This window comes from Thioclava sp. ES.031 (assembly GCF_002563775.1).
Classification (GTDB): Bacteria; Pseudomonadota; Alphaproteobacteria; order Rhodobacterales; family Rhodobacteraceae; genus Thioclava.
The window spans coordinates 3,714,307-3,733,592 of the sequence record NZ_PDJO01000001.1 but is presented as its reverse complement, the minus strand read 5'-3'; the positions used below and the strand labels follow the sequence as shown (position 1 = coordinate 3,733,592).

Genomic DNA, 19,286 nt, shown 5'->3' with positions numbered 1-19,286 from the left:
CGGCGCGGCACTCACCCAAGCAGTCTGCGCGCGATCACCTGCGCCTGAATCTCGGCGGCACCCTCGAAGATGTTCAGGATGCGCGCATCGCAGAGGATGCGGCTGATCTGGTATTCCAGCGCGAAGCCGTTGCCGCCATGGATCTGCAGCGCGTTGTCGGCCGCAGCCCACGCCACCCGCGCACCCAGCAGTTTCGCCATGCCGGCTTCCAGATCGCAGCGATGGCCGTGATCCTTTTCCCAGGCCGAGAAATAGGTCAGCTGGCGGGCGATCATCGTCTCCACCGCCATCATCGCGAGTTTCGACGACACGCGCGGGAATTCGATCAGCGACTTGCCGAATTGCTTGCGGTCGATCGCGTATTGCATCCCGATCTCCAGCGCCGATTGCGCCACGCCAACGGCGCGGGCGGCAGTCTGGATGCGGGCGGATTCGAACGTCTCCATGAGCTGCTTGAAGCCCTTGCCCTCTTCGCCGCCCAGAAGGTTCTCGCCCTTCACGCGGAAATTGTCGAAGCCGAGCTCGTATTCCTTCATGCCGCGATAGCCGAGCACTTCGATCTCGCCGCCGGTCATGCCCTCGGTGGGGAAGGGGTTGTCATCGGTGCCCGGCGTCTTCTCGGCCAGGAACATCGACAGACCTTTGTAATTGTCGGTCGCGGGATCGGTGCGCGCGAGCAGCGTCATCACATGGGTGCGCTGCGCATGGGTGATCCACGTCTTGTTGCCGGTCACCAGCCAGTCGTCGCCATCCTTGACGGCGCGGGTACGAAGCGAGCCCAGATCCGAGCCGGTATTGGGTTCGGTGAACACGGCGGTCGACAGGATTTCGCCCGTCGAGAGACCCGGAAGCCATTTCTGCTTCTGCTCTTCGGTGCCGCCGCAGATGATCAGTTCGGCGGCGATCTCGGACCGGGTGCCGAGCGAGCCCACGCCGATATAGCCGCGCGAGAGTTCCTCGGTCACGACGACCATCGAGGCTTTCGACAGGCCCAGCCCGCCATATTCTTCCGGAATGGTCAGGCCGAAAACGCCCAGTTCGGCCAGTTCCTCAATGATCTCCATCGGGATCAGCTCGTCCTTGAGGTGCCATTCATGCGCGTTCGGCTTCACGCGGTCTTCGGCGTAGCGGTAGAACTGCTCGCGGATCATCTCGAGGTCTTCGTCGAGACCCGACTGCCCGAAGATCGAGCGGCCCTGAACGTCGCGCATCAGCTCGACCAGACGCATCCGGGCGGCGTTGGAATTGCCTTGCGCGATCAGTTTCGCGGCGGCCTCGGAAGGGGTCCAGCTGACGTCCATATCGGCCAGGCGCACCATCTCGCCCTGGTTCATCTGGATGCCGCCCGCGATCTGCGCGAGGTATTCGCCGAAGCCGATCTGCACGATCAGCTTCTCCATCTCGCCCAGCTTGCCTTCCTCGGCCAGACGTGTGGCCCAGCCGTGCAGCTGCTTGAGCGACTGCTGATAGGTGGTCAGCCAGGCAAGGCCATGGGCGCGGTATTGGTTCGCCTCGAGCGCGGCGCCGGAAATGCGGCCGTCTTTCTCGGTCGCGGCGCGCAGGCTCGCGGTCGCGTCGGAGACCAGCGTCTCCAGTTCGGGCAGGCTCGCTTCCGCAAGGCCCATCAGGTCGTCCAGAATGATCGTCGTCGGCATATCGGCCCCGTCATGTGCCATGAGTCGGCTCCTTATTCTGCAGTTGCAGCCTGTCTAGTTACTTCGCAACCGCAGCGCAATAAAAATTCGCCAGTAGTGACGATTGCGACGGATAATGTCGCAGGGGTTGTCGACGCGGTCGGATATCCGCCTGATTTCACGTCGCTTCACGGCTGCATCCCGCCGCGTAACCCGCTAGAAGCGACGCGGGACACAGAAGGGAACGCGCATGTTCGGGATGGAAGTTTGGCAAATATTCGCGGCGCTTGGCGTCACGCTTTTCGCAGGTTTCGTGAAAGGTGCGGTCGGTTTCGCGATGCCGATGATCATGCTCTCGAGCTTCGCCTCCTTCCTGCCGCCGCATCAGGCGCTGGCGCTTTTGATCCTGCCGACGCTGGTGACCAACGTGATGCAGGCCTTCCGTCAGGGTGTCGGCGCGGCTGTGGGGTCGATCAAGAACTACCGGTTGTTCATCGCGATGATCATCGTCTTCATCCCGATCAGCGCGACCCTCGTCGACGTGATCCCGCAGCCGGTGATGTACGCGCTTTTGGGCGGGCCGATCGTCGCTTTCTCGATCTGGCAGATCTCGGGGCGGCAGATCCCGATGCCCACGCGCCACCGGGCGGTGACCGAGACGGGGCTGGGCATCGTCGCGGGGCTCTATGGCGGGATTTCCGGGATCTGGGGGCCGCCGCTGATCATCTACCTGATCTCGATCGACGCGCCGAAACAGGAGGCCGTGCGCATCCTTGGCGTCGTCTTCCTCACCGGCGCGATCATCCTCACCGGCTCGCATCTCGTCTCGGGCGTGCTGAACGCACAGACGATCCCGCTGTCGCTTCTGATGATCCTGCCCGCGCTGGCGGGGATGAAGCTGGGCTTCAAGGCGCAGGACCGGCTCGATCCGGTGCGGTTCCGGTGGTGGACACTGATCCTGCTGGGCGTGGCCGGGCTGAACCTGCTGCGCCGTGCGCTGATGGGTTAAGCCACGAAGGGGCGCAGCCCCTGACGGCGGGCGGAGGCCAGCGTCTTCGCCTCATAGCCCGAGACGATCTTGCGCACCGGCTTGCGATGGAGCGGCACCCCGCCTTCGCGCACCAGCCCCGCAAAGGCCGTGGTCGCCGCCAGAAGCGGTTGCCGGGCGAGCCGCCCGATATGCAGGCTCTCCAGCTTGCAGCCATCCGCCATCAGCAGGTGATGGCCGCCTAGCAGCAGCCCGTGCCACTCCAGCACGCCGGGGCAATCGGGTTGCAGCGCGGCGCAGCCATCGGCCAGCGACCGCGCCTCGATCAGCACCTCGTCCTCGCCGAAGATGAAATCCACCGACGGCCCGCTGAGCGCCACGCGGTGCTGCGGCATGACCCACAGATCCTGCCGCGCCGAGAAGACCGGCGCACAGAGTTTCACCGGCCGCAGATGCCCGATCGCAGGCAGGCTGATCCGCCCCGACCACAGCACCGGCTGCGGCCCGGCATCGACGGTCTCGACCAGATCGCCCGCGCGCAGCCGCGCCGCCGGTACCACGCCCTCCGGCGTCTGGATCGGCGTCGCGGGGGCGAAACAGCCCGCCGGTCCCATCGGCTGCAGATGATCTCCAAGCGCCAGCCAGTCGACGCGCGGCCCGATCCGCGCGGGCCCCGCCGGATCGAGGAGGGCTGCGGCCTCGTCACGGGTCAGCGGCAGCGGCGCCACGCCCGCCTGCTGCCGGATCGTGCGCTGATCGAGCGCCTCCAGCGTCAGCAGGCTCTCGCGTCCCGGCCCGTCCCAGCGCCAGGTGAGCCGCATCCGCCCACCGGTCAGCCGCTCCTGCGTGGCGTCGATCGAGATCGCATGGACCGCCGAGCCGCGCCGCTGCGCCAGCACGATGCGCCCGTCGACATCGAGATTGAGCGAGAGGAAATTCCGCCACCCTTCGCGCTGATGCAGATGGATCAGCGGCAGGGGTGACTGCTCGCCGCGCATCAGGGTGAATTCCAGCATCAGGCTGCCGCGTGCGAGCAGCTCCGGCAATCTGCGCTCGTCGAACCTGACCGCGCCGCGATGTGCGATCTGCGCACCGATCCAGCCCTGTTGCGCCCTCATCCGCGACGCTCCGAATGCTGCCTTGATCCCATGCCTGTCTCCGCGCCCGGGGAAGCCGACACGGAAAACGCACGCCGCCTGAATGGGCCGCGCGTGGGTTTGTTGCGTCTGACTCCGGGCTTTGCCCTGCTCGATACGCCCGATTTCGGGCTTTTGCTTTTGACATATCATGACACCGCGACCTGCCTTTGGGTAGCCCCTGTCTCCGCGTCACTTGCGCCCGGTGTCGAGCCTGCAACAGCCATTGCCCCGAGGGCTTCGGCGCTCTAAGCCTGTAGCGCTGAAAAGGAGTGCCCATGACGACCGATCCCATCCGCCTGAGCGCCGATCTGATCCGCTGCCCCTCGGTGACCCCGGAGGAGGGCGGCGCGCTGGTCTTGCTGGAAGGCCTGCTGAGCGGGGCAGGCTTCACCTGCACGCGCGTCGATCGCAACGGAACGCCGAACCTCTACGCGCGTTGGGGCGCGAAGGGGGCGGCGAAAAGCTTCGGCTTCAACGGGCATACCGATGTGGTGCCGGTGGGCGATGCCGCCGCCTGGACGCATGATCCCTTCGGCGCCGAGATCGTCGACGGCGTGATGTGGGGGCGCGGGGCGACCGACATGAAGACCGCCGTGGCGGCCTTTGCAGCGGCGGCGGTGGATTTCGTGACCGAGACGCCGCCCGACGGTGCGGTGATCCTCGCCATCACCGGCGACGAGGAAGGGCCGGGCCGCGACGGCACGCGGGCGCTTCTGGATTGGATGAAAGCCGAGGGCGAGGCGATGTCGGTCTGCCTCGTGGGCGAGCCGACCTGCCCAAACGAGATGGGTGAGATGATGAAGATCGGGCGGCGCGGCTCGCTCAGCTTCTATATCGAAGCCGAGGGCGTGCAGGGCCATGCCGCTTATCCGCATCGCGCGAAGAACCCGCTGCATGCGCTGGTCGATCTGCTGGGCCGGATGACCGCAGAGCCGCTCGATAACGGGACCGATCATTTCCAGCCCTCGAGCCTGCAGATCACCACCATCGATTGCGGCAACCCGGCCAATAACGTGATCCCGGCCAAGGCCCGCGCGACCGTGAATATCCGCTTCAACGACGCCCATACCGGCGAGGGGCTGATCGCCTGGGCCGAGGCGATGGCCTCCGAGATCGCCGCCGAGACCGGCATCCGCATCGCGCTCAACCCCGATATCTCGGGGGAAAGCTTCGTCACGCCGCCCGGTCCCTTCGTCGATCTCGTCGCGAAATCGGTCGAGGCGGAAACGGGTCGCGCGCCGGAGCTATCCACCTCGGGCGGCACCTCGGATGCGCGCTTCGTGAAGGATCACTGCCCGGTCGTGGAATTCGGCCTCGTCGGCGCGACGATGCATCAGGTCGACGAGCGTGTGCCGCTGGATCAGATCGAAGCCCTCACGCGCGTCTATGCCCGCATATTGAGAGACTATTTCGCATGATCAAGATCGAGCCGGTCACCGATTACACGCCCTGCCACGCGCTGCGCCGGGCGGTGTTCATCGAAGAACAGGGCATCCCGGAGCCCGAGGAATGGGACGATCTCGACGATCAGGCGGTCCATCTGCTTGCCAGCGAGGATGGCACGCCGCTCGGCACCGCGCGGCTGATCCGCAAGGGGGAGACCGGCAAGATCGGTCGCATCTGCGTGGCGAAATCCGCGCGTGGCACCGGGCTTGGCGCGGCGCTGGTGCGCGACGCCTGCGAACGGTTCAAGGAGATGGGCTGCACCCGCGCCTATCTCTCGGCGCAGAGCTACGCGATCCCGTTCTACGAAAAGCTCGGCTTCGTGCCCTACGGCGCGGATTACGACGACGCGGGCATCCCGCATCGCGATATGGAAAAGCCGCTTTAGCTTCCTCTTGGCGAAAATATCTCGGGGGGCGCGTCAGCGCGGGGGCAGAGCCCCCTCCGCCTAAGCCATGCGCGCCTGCGCGCGCGGGGGCAGCGCCCCCTCGACACCCAGAATTAGCGTCCCACTCTTTGAGTGACGCCCCTCACGCCCCATGTTAGGCAAACCCATGAGCAAACCCGCCCCCATTCCCTCGCGCCAGCAAATCCTCGACTGGCTGAACGACAATCCCGACCAAGGGGCCAAGCGCGATATCGCGCGGGCCTTCGGTGTGAAGGGGCAGGCGAAGATCGAGCTGAAGCGCATTCTCAAGGACATGGCCGAGGAAGGCCTGATCGAGAAGCGCCGCCGCAATTTCCGCGATCCCAATGTGCTGCCGCCGGTGTCCGTGCTGCGTGTGATGCGCGAGGATAGTCAGGGCGACCAATGGGCCGAGCCTGCGGAATGGACTGGCGACGGGCCTGCGCCTTTGGTTCTCTTCGTTCCGAAGGACGGCGATCCCACGCTGGCCGAGGGCGACCGTATCCTCGGTCGCCTGACCCCGGTCGAAGACGAGGATTACGGCTACGAGGCGCGGCTGATCCGCAAGATCGGGCAGGCCTCGCATCGCATCGTCGGCATCTTCCGCAAGAATGCCGAGGGCGGGCGGATCATGCCGATCGACAAGGGGGTCGGCAATGAATGGCAAGTGCCGGCGGCGGTCACGCAGGGCGCCAAGGATGGCGAGCTGGTCGAGGCCGAACAGACCGGGCCGCGCGGCCGCATGGGCCTACCCAAGGCGCGCGTGATCGAGGTGCTGGGCGATCCGTCCGCGCCGAAGGCGGTCTCGCTCATCGCGATCCACCAGCATGGCATCCCGGACGATTTCCCCGATGCGGTCGTGGCCGAGGCCGATGCCGCAGAGCCTGCGCCTCTTGGCGAGCGTGAAGACCTGCGCAAGCTGTCTTTCGTCACGATCGACCCGGCGGATGCGCGCGACCGCGACGATGCGGTGCTGGTGATCCGCGACGACGATCCGAAGAACGAGGGCGGCTTCCTGATCTGGGTCGCGATCGCCGATGTGGCGCATTACGTCACGCCGGGCTCCGAGCTGGACCGCGAGGCCCGCAAGCGCGGCAACTCCACCTATTTCCCCGACCGCGTCGTGCCGATGCTGCCGGATCGTCTGTCGGGCGACCTGTGCTCGCTGCACGAGAACGTGGACCGCGCGGTGCTGGCGGTGCGGATGAAGATCGACGCGCAGGGGCGCAAGGTTAGCCACCGCTTCACGCGCGGGATGATCCGTTCGGTCGGCTCGCTGGAATACGGGCAGGTGCAATCGGCGCGCGACGGCAACCCGGACGAGAAGACCGAAGATATGGTCGAGGAGATCATCGACCCGATCTACGAGGCTTACGAGGCGCTCAAGCACGCCCGCGCGATCCGTCAGCCGCTGGAGCTGGACCTGCCCGAGCGGCAGATCGTGATCGGCGACGATGGCCATGTCGCCTCGATCCGGTTCAAGGAGCGGCTCGACGCGCATAAGCTGATCGAGGAGTTCATGGTGCTGGCCAATGTGGCCGCCGCCGAGGAACTGGAGAAGCTGCGCCGTCCGCTGCTGTATCGTGTCCACGAGGAACCCAGCCTCGAGAAGATCGAAAGCTTGCGCGAAGTGGCGCAGGCGTCGGGCTTCACGCTGGCGAAGGGGCAGGTGCTGCAGACCGCGCATCTGAACAACCTGCTGAGCCAGTCCGAGGGCTCCGAGTTCGACGAGCTGATCAATATCTCGACGCTGCGCTCGATGACGCAGGCTTATTATGCGCCGACGAATTACGGGCATTTCGGCCTCGCGCTGCGCTCCTACGCGCATTTCACTTCGCCGATCCGGCGCTATTCCGACCTGATCGTGCACCGCGCGCTGATCCTCGGCCATGGCTGGGGCAAGGACGGGCTGAGCGCGTGGGATATCGAGAACCTCGACGACACGGCGAAGCAGATTTCCGACACCGAGCGCCGCTCGATGGTGGCCGAACGCGACACGACCGACCGCTATCTGGCGGCTTACCTGTCGGATCGCGTGGGCAGCGAGTTCACGGGCCGCATCTCGGGCGTGCAGAAATTCGGCGCTTTCGTGAAGCTCGACGAGACCGGCGCGGACGGGCTGATCCCGATCCGTGAGATCGGACGCGAATTCTTCCATTTCGACCGCGAGGCGCAGGAGCTGGTGGGCTCGGATACCGGGATGGTCATCACCATCGGGCAGCGCGTCCGGGTGCGGCTGTCCGAGGCCGTGCCGATCACCGGCGGGTTGATGCTGGAGCTGCTGGAAGTCGAAGGGCAGGGGATGCCCTCGGGCGACGGCAAGCGCCGCAAGGGCCGCCGCCCCGGCACGCGTCCGCCGCGCAAAGGGCCCGGCAAGGGGCCGCGCAAACCGGCCCGCGACGCCGCCAAGAAGAAGGCGGTCGCGCGCAAGGTGAAACGCACGCGCAAGAGCTGAGCCTTACAGCATCCACTCGATCGGCAGGCGCTGCGCAATCCATAGGAAGATGCGATGCGAGAAGGGCACGCCCGGCTCGCGCTTGCGCACGCCATGCCCGGGCCGCGACCAGCGCAATTGCTGGGCGCGGGTGAGGCGCAGCCGCCATGCGCGGGCGGGGATGAATTCCTTGAAGGCCTCGGAGATTTCCGTCGCGATTTCGGGCGCGTCGATCACGATGCCCAGCTCGGTATTCAGGCGCATCGAGCGCGGATCGAAGTTGAACGAACCGATGAAGACCCGCGCGCGATCGACCGCGAAGACCTTGGCGTGCAGTTTGTTGCGCGAGAAGGGCGAGGTGCCGCGAATGTCGGAGCCCAGCAGCCGCTCGCGCCGGTTGCGCTCGCTCGGGCGGCGCTCTTCGGCGTCGGCGGCGTATTCGTAAAGCTCGATGCCCGCGCGCAACAGACCCTTGCGGCGATGCGCGTAGCCGGAATGGACCAGCGCCACATCGGTCGCGGCATAGGAATTCGTCAGCACCTTGATGGTCGCCCCCGATTGCGCGATCCGCTTGAGATACCGCACCCCCGTCCGCGTCGGGACGAGGTAGGGCGTCACCAGCACCAGTTCTTCCAGCGGTTGCCCCAAGGCGCGCACCAGATATTGCCAGAGCAGTTTGCGCCCCTGCAAAAGCCCGTGGATTTTCGACGGGTGGTCGTAGATCAACTGCGCCTCGGCGAAGATCACCCGCGCCTTGCCCGACAGCAGCCGCGACGTCCGGTCGGGATGCTGAAGGTCGTCGGCATAGCGCTTCGCCTCGGGCTCCGAGAGGCGGAGCTCTTCGGTCTTGATGATGGTCTCGGCCTCTTTCGCCTCGCAGCTTCCCAGCATCTTTTCCGCCGGGATCGCAGGGGGCGCGTTCCAGTAGAGGTCGAACTGCTTGCCGATCTGCGCCAGAACCGGACCCGCGACGGCGACGTCGAGATCCATGTAGAGCCCGCTCTCGGAGAGGCTGTTGAAATAGTCGTCGCCGATATTGCGCCCGCCGAGGATCGCCATCCGCCCATCCGCGATCATCGCCTTGTTGTGCATCCGGCGGTTCAGACGGCGGAAGTCGGACAGGTAGCCCAGGAAGCGCGCGGTGCGGATCGGGAAGGGGTTGAACAGGCGCACGTCGACATTGGGCAACTGGTCGAGCGCGGCCAGCGTGCGGTCCATCCCCGCCGTGCCGTTGTCGTCGATCAGCAGCCGGACACGGACCCCGCGTTTGGCCGCCTTGCGCAGAGCGCCGAGCATGATCGCGCCCGCCGTGTCGTTCTGCCAGATGTAATATTGCAGATCGAGCGAGACCTCCGCCGCGTCGATCAGTTCCAGCCGCGCCGCCAGCGCGTCGAGTGGATCGGCAAGCAGCTGGACCGCGCTCTTTGTCTCAATTCCCGCGAGCCGGTCCTGCAGCGCGGTCGCGAAGCGCCCGGTTTCGGGGGCGAGCTGCATATGGGACTTGGGGAACGGGCCCTTCGGGCGCCGATGCGACAGCCTTGCGACGATCAGCGTCAGACCGGCCAGCGCGATGAGGCCAGCGATCAGGGCGAGGCCCAGAATATGAAGCAGTTCCAGTTCCATGGCTGGCATCATGTAGGCGGTTCAAGGGTTTAGGAAAGTGGGCTTCGCGCATGAAAAAGGCCGACGTGATCGCCGGCCCTTTCCAAAATTCGTGATTTTCGATCAGTCAGGCTGATCACCCGATCGCGGCGGCTTTCACGTCGTCGTCGATATAGGGCACGTATTGCGCGAAGTTGTCCGAGAACATCTCCACCAGTTTCTGCGCCTGCGCATCATAGGCCGCCGCGTCGTCCCAGGTGCGGCGCGGGTCCAGAAGCACGTCCGAGACATTCGGGACCGAGACCGGAACCTCGAAGCCGAAGTTGGGATCCTTGCGGAACTGCACGTCGTGCAGCGAGCCGTCGAGCGCGGCTTTCAGCAGCGCACGGGTCGCCCGGATCGGCATCCGCGACCCGGTGCCGAAGGCGCCGCCGGTCCAGCCAGTATTCACCAGCCAGCAGGACGCGCCGGTGTCGTGGATCTTCTCCTGCAGCAGCTTGCCATAGACCTCGGGGCGACGCGGCATGAAGGGCGCGCCGAAGCAGGTCGAGAAGGTCGGGAGCGGCTCGACCACGCCAACCTCGGTGCCCGGGGTCTTCGAAGTGAAGCCCGACAGGAAGTGATACATCGCCTGCGCCGGGGTGAGCCGCGCGATGGGCGGCAGGACACCGAAAGCGTCGCAGGTCAGCATGATCACGTTCTTGGGCTGGCCCGCCATCGCGGTATCCGAGGCGTTCGGAATGTAGTGCAGCGGATAGGCGCAGCGCATGTTGTCGGTGATCGAGTTGTCGTTGAAGTCCAGCTCCAGCGTCTCCTCGTCGAACACCATGTTCTCGACCACGGTGCCGAACATCGAGCAGGTGTTGTAGATCTCCGGCTCGGCTTCTTTCGACAGGTTGATCGTCTTGGCGTAGCAGCCGCCTTCGAAGTTGAAGATGCCGTTATGCGACCAGCCATGCTCGTCATCGCCCACCAGAATGCGCGAGGGATCGGCCGAGAGCGTCGTCTTGCCGGTGCCCGAGAGGCCGAAGAAGACCGCCGCGTCATCGGGGTTGTCGATCGCGTGGTTGGCCGAGCAGTGCATCGCCATGATGCCTTCGCCGGGCAGGATGTAGTTGAGAAGGGTGAAGACGCCCTTCTTGTTCTCACCCGCATAGGCGGTGTTGCCGATCAGGATCGTCTTCTTCTCGAAGTTCAGCGCGATCACGGTCTCCGAGCGGCAGCCGTGCTTCTCGGGATCGGCCTTGAAGCTCGGGCAGTTGATGATCGTCCATTCCGGGTTGAACGTGTCGAGTTCCTCGCGCTCGGGGCGGCGCAGCATGGTGCGCAGGAACAGCCCGTGCCAGGCCATTTCCGCCACGAGGCGCACGTCGAGCCGATGCTCGGGATCGGCGCCGCCGAAGAGGTCCTCGACGAAGTAATCCTTGCCCTTCATATGCTCCAGCATGTCGGCATGGAGGCGGTCGAAGGCGTCGGGCTCCATCGGGGAGTTGTTCTCCCACCAGATGCTGTCTTCGACCGAGGCGGTGCGCACGACGAACTTGTCTTTGGGCGACCGGCCCGTGTGTTTCCCGGTGGTGCAGTAGAAGGCGCCACCCTTGCCGAGCGTACCTTCGTCGCGCTTGATCGCTTCTTGGATCAGCGCCGGTTCCAGCAGGTTGTAATAGACATTCCCGAGACCTTTGATGCCTTGATCTTCCAGTCGTTTCGCGGGGTTAACGCGTCCAATGTCCATCTGATGCTCCCGATGCCGTCGCGCGGCGTTACAGGGTTATTCCCGGCGCCTCGGGGCCTCGAAGCGCCGATCCGAGTAACAATGTTACCCGGATGGGTCGCCTATAGCATGACAATTTTGCGAAGGAACAGAATGCATAGGGGTAGTTAGCGCAACCATTTCTAGGTTTAGCGCAATCACCACGAAATGTTGCGGAAAGGTGAGGCAAATTAGTCAAAGGTTCGGAAATTCTGGCTCTGATGATTCGCGAAACCTTGGTGATTCGCAGCTTTTTGTTGATTTGAAGGCAACGAACGCGGAATATGCGTGTAATAACTATAAAGTAGCAGTGAAGGGATATTCCGACATGTCGAGAATCGCGCTGGTCGACGACGACCGCAATATTCTGACCTCTGTCTCGATGACGCTCGAGGCGGAAGGTTACGATGTCGAAACGTATAACGACGGACAGGCTGCATTCGACGCGTTCACCAAGCGTCTCCCGGACATGGCGGTTCTGGATATAAAGATGCCGCGGATGGACGGCATGGAGCTGCTGCAGCGGCTTCGCCAGAAGACCGCGATTCCGGTGATCTTCCTGACCTCCAAAGACGACGAAATCGACGAAGTTCTGGGCCTGCGCATGGGCGCGGACGACTACGTCAAGAAGCCGTTCTCGCAGCGTCTTCTGGTCGAACGCATCCGCGCGCTGCTGCGCCGGCAGGAAGCGATCTCGACCGGCGAGGTCGCCTCGACCGAAGACACCAAGGTCATGGTGCGCGGCTCGCTCGAGATGGATCCGCTGCGCCACGCGGTGACCTGGAAGAGCAAGGACGTCACGCTGACCGTGACCGAATTCCTGCTGCTTCAAGCACTCGCTCAGCGGCCCGGTTTCGTGAAATCGCGCGATCAGCTGATGGACGTGGCTTACGACGATCAGGTCTATGTCGACGACCGCACGATCGACAGCCACATCAAGCGCCTGCGCAAGAAGATGCGCAGCGTCGATGATGATTTCACGGCGATCGAGACACTCTACGGCATCGGATACCGGTATAACGAAGAGTGATGCTACGTCGATGAGTATTGCCGGGAAGATCGGATTGGCTCGAAAGCGCTCCTCAGACTTCGCCCGTCACGCGCCGGAAACGGAAGTCGTGCTCGGTGAGGATTGGGTCGGCCCGGCCGATATCGTCGACGACGATCTGCGCAAGGGTCGGGCGCGGCGGTCGATGTTCTCGCTCAACCGCTCGCCACTGGCGCGCAAGATCATCACCTTCAACCTGTTGGCGATGATCGTGCTGGTGACCGGCGTGCTCTATCTCAACCCGTTTCGCGACAGCCTTGTGCTGCAGCGCGAGAGCGGTCTGGTGAACGAGGCGCAACTGGCCGCCGACGTGTTCGAGGCGCAGCTTCCGGCGGGGGCTCCGGTCAATCTGGCGGCGGGAGACGGGCTCGACCCGCTCGCGACGATCCGCGGGATGGAGTTGCCCGAGGGCGCCGATCTCTACCTGTTCGATCCCAGTGCGGCGCTGCTTGGCACCACCACCACGGGCGACCGCGCGCCGGTCGAAGAGGTCGACGGGCTGAATTTCGACAAGCGCTCCACCGTGCTGAGCGATTTCCTCGGCCAGATCTGGGACTCGGTCGCGGGTCTGTTCGAGCGCGGTGGCGGCACCGCCGCCGATAGCGCGCTCGACATGGTGCGCGATCTGGTGCCCTCGGCGTTGGACGGCCGCACCAAGATCGCCTCGCAGAAGAACGCCGCCGGCGAGACCATCTTCGCCGTCGCCACCCCGATCCGGCAGGGCGATCGCGTCGTGGGCGTGGTCGGGCTGATCTCCGTCGCGGGGCAGATCGACGCGCTGGTCCGCGTCGAGCGCGAGCAGGTGCTGCAGATGTTCGTGATCGCGATCATCGTCTCGATCGGGCTGTCGCTGGTGCTGGCCTCGACCATCGCCAACCCGCTTTCCGATCTTGCCGCCGCCGCCGAAATCGGGCGCGACAAGAACGCACGCAAGATGGCGCCCGCCCGGGTGCGCATCCCCGACCTGACCGCGCGACCTGACGAGATCGGGCGGCTGTCGGGCGCGATGCGCGGCATGGTCGGCGCGCTTTACGAACGTATCGACGCGAACGAACAGTTCGCCGCCGACGTCGCCCATGAGATCAAGAACCCGCTGGCCAGTCTGCGCTCTGCCGTGGCCTCGCTGCATATGGTCAAGAAAGACGAACAGCGCACCCGTCTTCTCGAGGTCATCGATCACGACGTGCGCAGATTGGATCGTCTGGTGAGTGACATTTCCAATGCATCGCGGCTCGATTCCGAGCTGGTGAAAGAAGAGGAAGAGCAATTCGACCTGATCAAGATGGTGTCGAATCTCAGCGAATTCCTCGGGCAGCAGGCGCGCGAGAAGGGCGTCGATTTCATCACCGATCTGCCGTCGCAATCCGTGGTCATCTCGGGGCTGGAAGCGCGTCTGGCGCAGGTCTTCGTGAACCTGATCACCAACGCGACCTCGTTCTGCGAAGAGGGCGACGCGGTGCGGGTCTGGGCACGCCAGCGCGACAATCGCGTGCTGGTCGTGGTCGAGGATACCGGGCCGGGCATTCCCGAAGAGGCGCTGACCAAGGTCTTCAAGCGGTTCTATTCGGAACGCCCCGAGGGGCAGTTCGGCGACCACTCGGGTCTCGGTCTCGCGATTTCCAAGCAGATCGTCGAAGCCCATGGCGGCGTGATCTGGGCCGAGAATATTCGCCCCACCGATGCCGACCGGACCTCCGATCCTCTGGGCGCGCGTTTCGTCGTGGGCCTGCCGGTCAGCTGAATGACCGGGTCGGACGACCTCTCGACCAATCTCCATGCCAGTGCCGTCGCGCTCGACCCCGAGCGCGGCGTTCTCATTCGTGGCGCCTCGGGCAGCGGCAAATCGCTTCTCGCGTTGCGGTTGATGGCGATGGGGGCGTCACTCGTCGCCGATGACCGGGTCGACCTTCGCGCCGAAGACGGGGCGCTGATCGCAAGCGCACCGGAGGCGATCGCGGGCCGGATCGAGGCGCGCGGCGTGGGTATCCTGCGCGCCGATCACCTGTCGCAAGCCCGCATCACTTTGCTGGTCGATCTCGATAGAGAAGAGGTTGAACGCTTGCCAACCTGTCGAAAAGACAGGGTGTTGGGCGTCAATCTGCCCCTTGTGCTGCGCGTGCAGCATGGTCATCTTGATGTGGCAATCTTGCAATGGCTGAAAGGGGGCCGATGGGCGTGACGCGATCCGATCCGGTATGGGCACAGGCTGGCCAGCGCGTCGTGCTGGTGACCGGCCCGTCAGGTGCGGGCCGCACGACTGCCATCGGCGCTTTGGAGGATCTGGGCTACGAGCCGATCGTCAACCTGCCGCTGAGTCTCGTTCCGCGCCTTCTCAAGGGGCATCTGACCGGCCCAGTCGCGCTTGGCGTCGATGTACGCGGGCGCGATTTCTCGGCCGCGGCGCTGATCGAACTGGTCGACATGCTGACCAAGCGCCCGGATCTGCATCTCGACCTGCTCTATCTCGATGCGCGCCCCGATGTGCTCGAACGGCGCTATTCCGAGACCCGCCGCCGCCATCCGCTATCGCCCGAGGAAGACCCCGGCGCAGGCATCGCGCAGGAGATGGACCTGCTCTCGCCGATCCGCATGCGCGCCGATGTCCTTATCGACAGCTCCGAGATGAGCCCGCATGATCTGCGCGCCGAGGTCGGGCGCTTCTTCGACACGGGCCGCACCGAGGCGCTCTCGGTCACGGTGAATTCCTTCAGCTACAAGCGCGGGGTGCAGCGCGGGCTCGATCTGATGTTCGATTGCCGCTTCCTCGCCAATCCCCATTGGGAGCCGGAGCTGCGCGCGCTTGACGGGCGCGACGCGGCGGTCGCGGATTATGTCGCCGCCGATCCGCGCTTTGCGGAGTTCCACCAGCGCGTCCTCGATCTTTTGTTGTTCCTGCTTCCCGCCTATGTCGCGGAGGGCAAGGCCTACCTCTCGGTCGGCTTCGGGTGTACCGGGGGGCAACACCGCTCGGTCGCAATGACCGAGAGCATCGCCAAAGCGCTTGCGGAAGCAGGGTGGCGCGTGTCTAAACGTCATAGGGAATTGGAGCGTCTCGGCCATGCCGAGAACGAAGAAACGAAGGTGAGGTCGGGCGCGTGATCGGTATCGTGATCGTGGCACATGGTGGTCTGGCGCGCGAATATCTCGCCGCTATAGAGCATGTCGTGGGCCCGCAGCGCGGCATTCGTGCCATCACGATCGAGGACGATCACGACCGCGCGGGCAAGCAGGCGGAGATTCGCGCCGCCGCCGATGCGGTCGATGACGGAACAGGTGTCGTGGTTGTGACCGACATGTTCGGCGGCTCTCCGTCCAACCTGTCGCTGATGGCCTGCGAGGCGCGAGACCGCGAAATCATCTACGGTGCGAACCTGCCGCTGCTGATCAAGCTGGCGAAATCGCGCAGCCTCGCGGTCCATGCCGCGGTCGAGGCCGCGCTCGATGCGGGGCGAAAATATATCAATAGTTACAATGCCCAAGCGGGAGTGGTGAAATGTCCGTGACCCGCGAGTTGGAGATCGTGAACGAGAAGGGCCTGCATGCCCGCGCCTCCGCTCGTTTCGTCGAGGTTGTCGAGGATCATGACGCCCGCGCCACGGTGGCGAAGGATGGCCAGTCGGTCTCGGGCGACTCGATCATGGGGCTTTTGATGTTGGCAGCTTCGCGTGGAACCACTATTGAAGTGACGACAAGCGGGGCCGAGGCAGAAAAGCTCGCCGATGCGCTTCAGGCATTGGTGGCCGACAAGTTCGGCGAAGGTATGTGACGCTCCGCACCCAGCGAGAGGGTTCGCCCAATGAACCAAGAGAGCGACATCGCAATCGACGCCGCGCAAGCGGTATCGCGACCCTATGACAAGCGCCGTCTGTCCTATGCGGGTACGTTTTCCAATCCCTTCAAGGTCGGCACGATCCGCACCCTGGAATGGCTGACCGCGAAGGCGCAGCTTCTCCATTTGATCCGCAAGTTCGAGAAACGCGGCGCCCCGGTCGGGGCCGAGTTCTGGCCGCAGGCGCTCGACGTGATGGGGATCGATGTCACCACGCCGCCCGAACAGATCGCCCATATCCCGAAAGAGGGCCCGTTGGTGGTCGTAGCCAACCACCCGCACGGGCTGGTGGACGGGATGGTGCTGGCCTACCTGATCGGGCAGGTGCGAGACGATTTCCTGATCCTCACCCGCTCTTTGCTGACCGGTATTCCCGAGGTCGAGCAATACATGCTGCCCGTGCCTTTCCCGCACGAGCCCAATGCCCGCGAGGACAGCCTCAAGATGCGCGCCGCCTGCATGGCCCAGCTCAAGCGCGGCGGCGTGGTGGTTCTGTTCCCGGCGGGGCAGGTGGCCCATTCCGAGACGCTGATGGGGCCGGTGATCGAGCAGGAATGGAACCCCTTCACCGCGAAAATGCTCGCCCGGTCGAACGCCTCGGTGCTGCCGATCCACTTCCCGGGCCAGAATTCGCGCGCCTATCAGATTGCCAACACGCTCAGCGCGACCGTGCGGCAGGGGCTCCTGCTCTATGAGATCAAACGGGCGCTGAACAAGCCCCAGAATCCCGCGATCGGTCCGGCGAAGGGGCCCGAAGAGATCGCCGAGGCGCTGCAGAACCCGCGCAAGTTCCTCGCGGACCTGCGGGCGGAAACGCTGGCGCTGTAGGGCGTTGGCGGAGGGGGCTCTGCCCCCGCGGTTTCACCGCCCTCCGGGATATTTCGAAAGAGCGAAGCCGCTTACTCGGTCTTAACGAAACTCGGCGCAGTCTGTCTTTGCGGGACAGGCGGGGACGCCGATGGCCGCAAGAGCGAAGACACCCGGTTCCCCCGCAATCGCGGCCCGAGCCGGGTGTCGATCCGTCTTGTTTTCGCTCTTGGAAAATATCCCGGGGTGAGCGGCGAAGCCGCGAGGGGCAGCGCCCCTCTACCCCGTCGCCTCAGCGCGTCGGCACCGGCTCCTCGCCGCGATAGTCGTAGAAGCCGCGCCCGGTCTTGCGGCCGAGCCAGCCGGCTTCGACATATTTCGTCAGAAGCGGGCAGGGGCGATACTTGGTATCGGCGAGCCCGTCATGCAGCACGTTCATGATCGCGAGGCAGGTGTCGAGCCCGATGAAGTCGGCCAGCTCCAGCGGCCCCATTGGATGGTTCGCGCCGAGCTTCATCGACTCGTCGATCGAGCGCACGTTCCCCACGCCTTCATAGAGCGTATAGACCGCCTCGTTGATCATCGGCATCAGGATGCGGTTCACGATGAAGGCCGGGAAGTCCTCGGCCGAAGCCGCGGTTTTACCGAGCTTTTCCACCACCTCGTGCAGCGTCTTGTAGGTCTCCTGATCGGTCGCGATGCCGCGGATCAGTTCGACCAGCTGCATCACCGGCACCGGGTTCATGAAGTGGAAGCCCATGAACTTCTCGGGCCGGTCCGTGCGCGAGGCGAGCCGCGTGATCGAGATCGACGAGGTGTTCGAGGTCAGGATCGTCGTCGGCTTGAGATGCGGAAGCAGGTCTTCGAAGATCGCCTGCTTGACCGTCTCGCGCTCGGTCGCGGCCTCGATCACCAGATCGGTCGGGCCGAGATCGCTCAGTTTCGTCGTCGTGGTGATCCGCTTCAGCGCGGTAGCTTTCTCGTCCTCCGAGATCTTGCCGCGCGACACCTGCCGATCGAGGTTCTTGGTGACCGTGGAGAGCGCTTTCGTCAGCGCCTCGTCGCTGATGTCATTCAGCAGAACGTCATATCCGGCCAGCGCGAAGACATGGGCGATCCCGTTGCCCATCTGCCCTGCACCCACGATGCCCACTTTCTCGATCGCCATAATTTTCCCTCTCACGCTTTGCGCCCTGACCATAGTTCTCCGCTCGGTCCATGCAAGCGAAACGCAGGGCTGAGATCATTTTAACATTAGCCGTTTGGCAAGATTTTGGGCGCAATCTGGCCTCGGGTGAGTCGAACTCAGACTGAGGTGGGAAAATGGCATTCGAATATACGGGCGATGGTGCCCTCGATTACTTCCCGTGCAGATACGGGAAATCCAAACTGCTGTTCCGCGGGCCGCGCCGTGCGCTGCAGGGGGATTTCATCGCCGCGATGGGCGGGACGGAGACCTACGGCAAGTTCGTGGAGCATCCCTGGCCCGCGCTGCTCGAAGCGCGACTGGAGATGCCGGTGGTGAATTTCGGCTATCTCAACGCGGGGATCGACGTGTTCCTGCACGAGCCGCAACTGGCCGCCGCATCAGAGGCCGCGAAGGTCACGGTGATCCAGTTGCTCGGCGCGCAGAACATGTCGAACCGCTTCTATGCGGTGCATCCGCGGCGCAATGACCGCTTCCTGCGCGCGTCGAGCCTGATGCGCTCGATCTTCCGCGGCGTGGATTTCACCGAATTCAATTTCACGCGTCACATGCTGAGCGCATTGAAAGAACGCGAGCCCGAGAAATTCGCACTGCTCGAGGTCGAATTGCAGGAGGCGTGGCTGCAGCGGATGACCGCGCTTCTGGCCAAGATCAAGGGACGCAAGCTGCTGCTTTGGCTGGGCGAATTCCACGATCCGGCCCATAGCGACACGCTCGGGCACGAGCCGCTGATGGTGACGGAGGCGATGGTGGAGACGCTGCGACCGCTCGTGGCCGATATCGTTCGGGTCGAGCCCTCGGTGACGGCGCGCAGCGCGGGCACGACGGGAATGCATTTCTCCCCGCTGGAAGAGCCTGCGGCGGAAATGGTCCCCGGGCCGCTGGTGCATGAGGAGATTGCCGCCGCCCTCTCGCCTACGCTGCGGCCATTTCTCTAACAGGAAAGGGCGGGGAAATTCCCCGCCCTTTCGACTTGGTTCAACTCTCCCGGGGGGC

Annotated in this window: 17 protein-coding genes; 12 read left to right on the top strand and 5 right to left on the bottom strand. The window is 64.5% G+C overall.

The features are described 5' to 3' along the window. Positions 1–11: 11 nt before the first annotated feature. Positions 12–1,676, bottom strand: coding sequence for an acyl-CoA dehydrogenase family protein (locus AXZ77_RS17800; protein WP_098412162.1), 1,665 nt, complete (start codon positions 1,674–1,676; stop codon positions 12–14). A 217-nt stretch (positions 1,677–1,893) separates the two neighbouring features. Between AXZ77_RS17800 and AXZ77_RS17795 the strand changes: the two genes are divergently transcribed. Next, positions 1,894–2,643: a sulfite exporter TauE/SafE family protein gene (locus AXZ77_RS17795; RefSeq protein ID WP_255266542.1), complete on the top strand. Its 750-nt coding sequence runs from the start codon at positions 1,894–1,896 to the stop codon at positions 2,641–2,643. Here AXZ77_RS17795 and AXZ77_RS17790 read toward each other — a convergent pair. Then, entirely contained in the window at positions 2,640–3,740 is a 1,101-nt protein-coding gene (locus AXZ77_RS17790; RefSeq protein WP_176536070.1) for a Hint domain-containing protein, read from the bottom strand. The two genes, AXZ77_RS17795 and AXZ77_RS17790, sit on opposite strands and share 4 nt — an antisense overlap. A gap of 296 nt (positions 3,741–4,036) precedes the next feature. Between AXZ77_RS17790 and dapE the strand changes: the two genes are divergently transcribed. The 3 genes from dapE (at position 4,037) to rnr (ending at position 8,065) form a co-directional block, all read left to right on the top strand. After that, positions 4,037–5,179 carry a succinyl-diaminopimelate desuccinylase gene (gene dapE / locus AXZ77_RS17785; RefSeq protein WP_098412159.1) on the top strand — a complete coding sequence of 381 codons (1,143 nt, stop codon included), beginning with the start codon at positions 4,037–4,039 and terminating at the stop codon, positions 5,177–5,179. Further along, positions 5,176–5,592 (top strand): GNAT family N-acetyltransferase, encoded by a 417-nt coding sequence (locus AXZ77_RS17780; RefSeq protein ID WP_098412158.1) that lies wholly within the window; start codon positions 5,176–5,178, stop codon positions 5,590–5,592. Before dapE ends, AXZ77_RS17780 begins: the two co-directional genes overlap by 4 nt. A 166-nt stretch (positions 5,593–5,758) precedes the next feature. Then, entirely contained in the window at positions 5,759–8,065 is a 2,307-nt protein-coding gene (rnr, locus tag AXZ77_RS17775; protein WP_098412157.1) for a ribonuclease R, read from the top strand. 3 nt (positions 8,066–8,068) lie between these two features. On the opposite strand, the gene AXZ77_RS17770 is transcribed toward rnr, so the two are convergent. Then, a complete protein-coding gene (locus tag AXZ77_RS17770; RefSeq protein ID WP_176536069.1) occupies positions 8,069–9,667 on the bottom strand; it encodes a phosphatidylserine/phosphatidylglycerophosphate/cardiolipin synthase family protein in 1,599 nt (532 codons plus the stop codon). Positions 9,668–9,782: 115 nt separating this feature from the next. After that, positions 9,783–11,381, bottom strand: a complete 1,599-nt coding sequence (locus AXZ77_RS17765) for a phosphoenolpyruvate carboxykinase (protein ID WP_098412155.1) — start codon at positions 11,379–11,381, stop codon at positions 9,783–9,785. A 346-nt stretch (positions 11,382–11,727) separates the two neighbouring features. Between AXZ77_RS17765 and AXZ77_RS17760 the strand changes: the two genes are divergently transcribed. The 7 genes from AXZ77_RS17760 to AXZ77_RS17730 are packed head-to-tail and all read left to right on the top strand — an operon-like array spanning position 11,728 to position 17,104. Beyond that, positions 11,728–12,429 carry a response regulator transcription factor gene (locus AXZ77_RS17760; RefSeq protein ID WP_098412154.1) on the top strand — a complete coding sequence of 234 codons (702 nt, stop codon included), beginning with the start codon at positions 11,728–11,730 and terminating at the stop codon, positions 12,427–12,429. Positions 12,430–12,439: 10 nt separating this feature from the next. After that, a complete protein-coding gene (locus AXZ77_RS17755) occupies positions 12,440–14,188 on the top strand; it encodes a sensor histidine kinase (RefSeq protein WP_098412153.1) in 1,749 nt (582 codons plus the stop codon). Further along, complete coding sequence (locus AXZ77_RS17750; RefSeq protein WP_098412152.1) at positions 14,189–14,626, top strand: HPr kinase/phosphorylase; 438 nt, start codon at positions 14,189–14,191, stop codon at positions 14,624–14,626. After that, on the top strand, positions 14,617–15,546 hold the full coding sequence (gene rapZ, locus AXZ77_RS17745; protein WP_098412151.1) for an RNase adapter RapZ: 930 nt from the start codon (positions 14,617–14,619) through the stop codon (positions 15,544–15,546). Before AXZ77_RS17750 ends, rapZ begins: the two co-directional genes overlap by 10 nt. Then, a complete protein-coding gene (locus tag AXZ77_RS17740; protein ID WP_075776867.1) occupies positions 15,543–15,950 on the top strand; it encodes a PTS sugar transporter subunit IIA in 408 nt (135 codons plus the stop codon). The genes rapZ and AXZ77_RS17740 overlap by 4 nt, the downstream gene beginning before the upstream one ends. After that, complete coding sequence (locus AXZ77_RS17735) at positions 15,941–16,213, top strand: HPr family phosphocarrier protein (RefSeq protein ID WP_075776868.1); 273 nt, start codon at positions 15,941–15,943, stop codon at positions 16,211–16,213. Before AXZ77_RS17740 ends, AXZ77_RS17735 begins: the two co-directional genes overlap by 10 nt. A 30-nt stretch (positions 16,214–16,243) precedes the next feature. Continuing rightward, positions 16,244–17,104, top strand: a complete 861-nt coding sequence (locus AXZ77_RS17730; protein WP_098412150.1) for a lysophospholipid acyltransferase family protein — start codon at positions 16,244–16,246, stop codon at positions 17,102–17,104. A 271-nt stretch (positions 17,105–17,375) separates the two neighbouring features. Here the strand turns inward: AXZ77_RS17730 and AXZ77_RS17725 are convergent, their stop codons facing one another. Then, the gene (locus tag AXZ77_RS17725) at positions 17,376–18,251 is read right to left on the bottom strand and encodes a 3-hydroxybutyryl-CoA dehydrogenase (RefSeq protein WP_098412149.1); all 876 of its coding nucleotides are present in this window, start codon (positions 18,249–18,251) and stop codon (positions 17,376–17,378) included. A 155-nt stretch (positions 18,252–18,406) separates the two neighbouring features. Here AXZ77_RS17725 and AXZ77_RS17720 point away from each other — a divergent pair, with 155 nt between their 5' ends. Beyond that, positions 18,407–19,228 (top strand): DUF6473 family protein, encoded by an 822-nt coding sequence (locus AXZ77_RS17720; RefSeq protein ID WP_098412148.1) that lies wholly within the window; start codon positions 18,407–18,409, stop codon positions 19,226–19,228. The last annotated feature ends 58 nt before the right edge of the window (positions 19,229–19,286 follow it).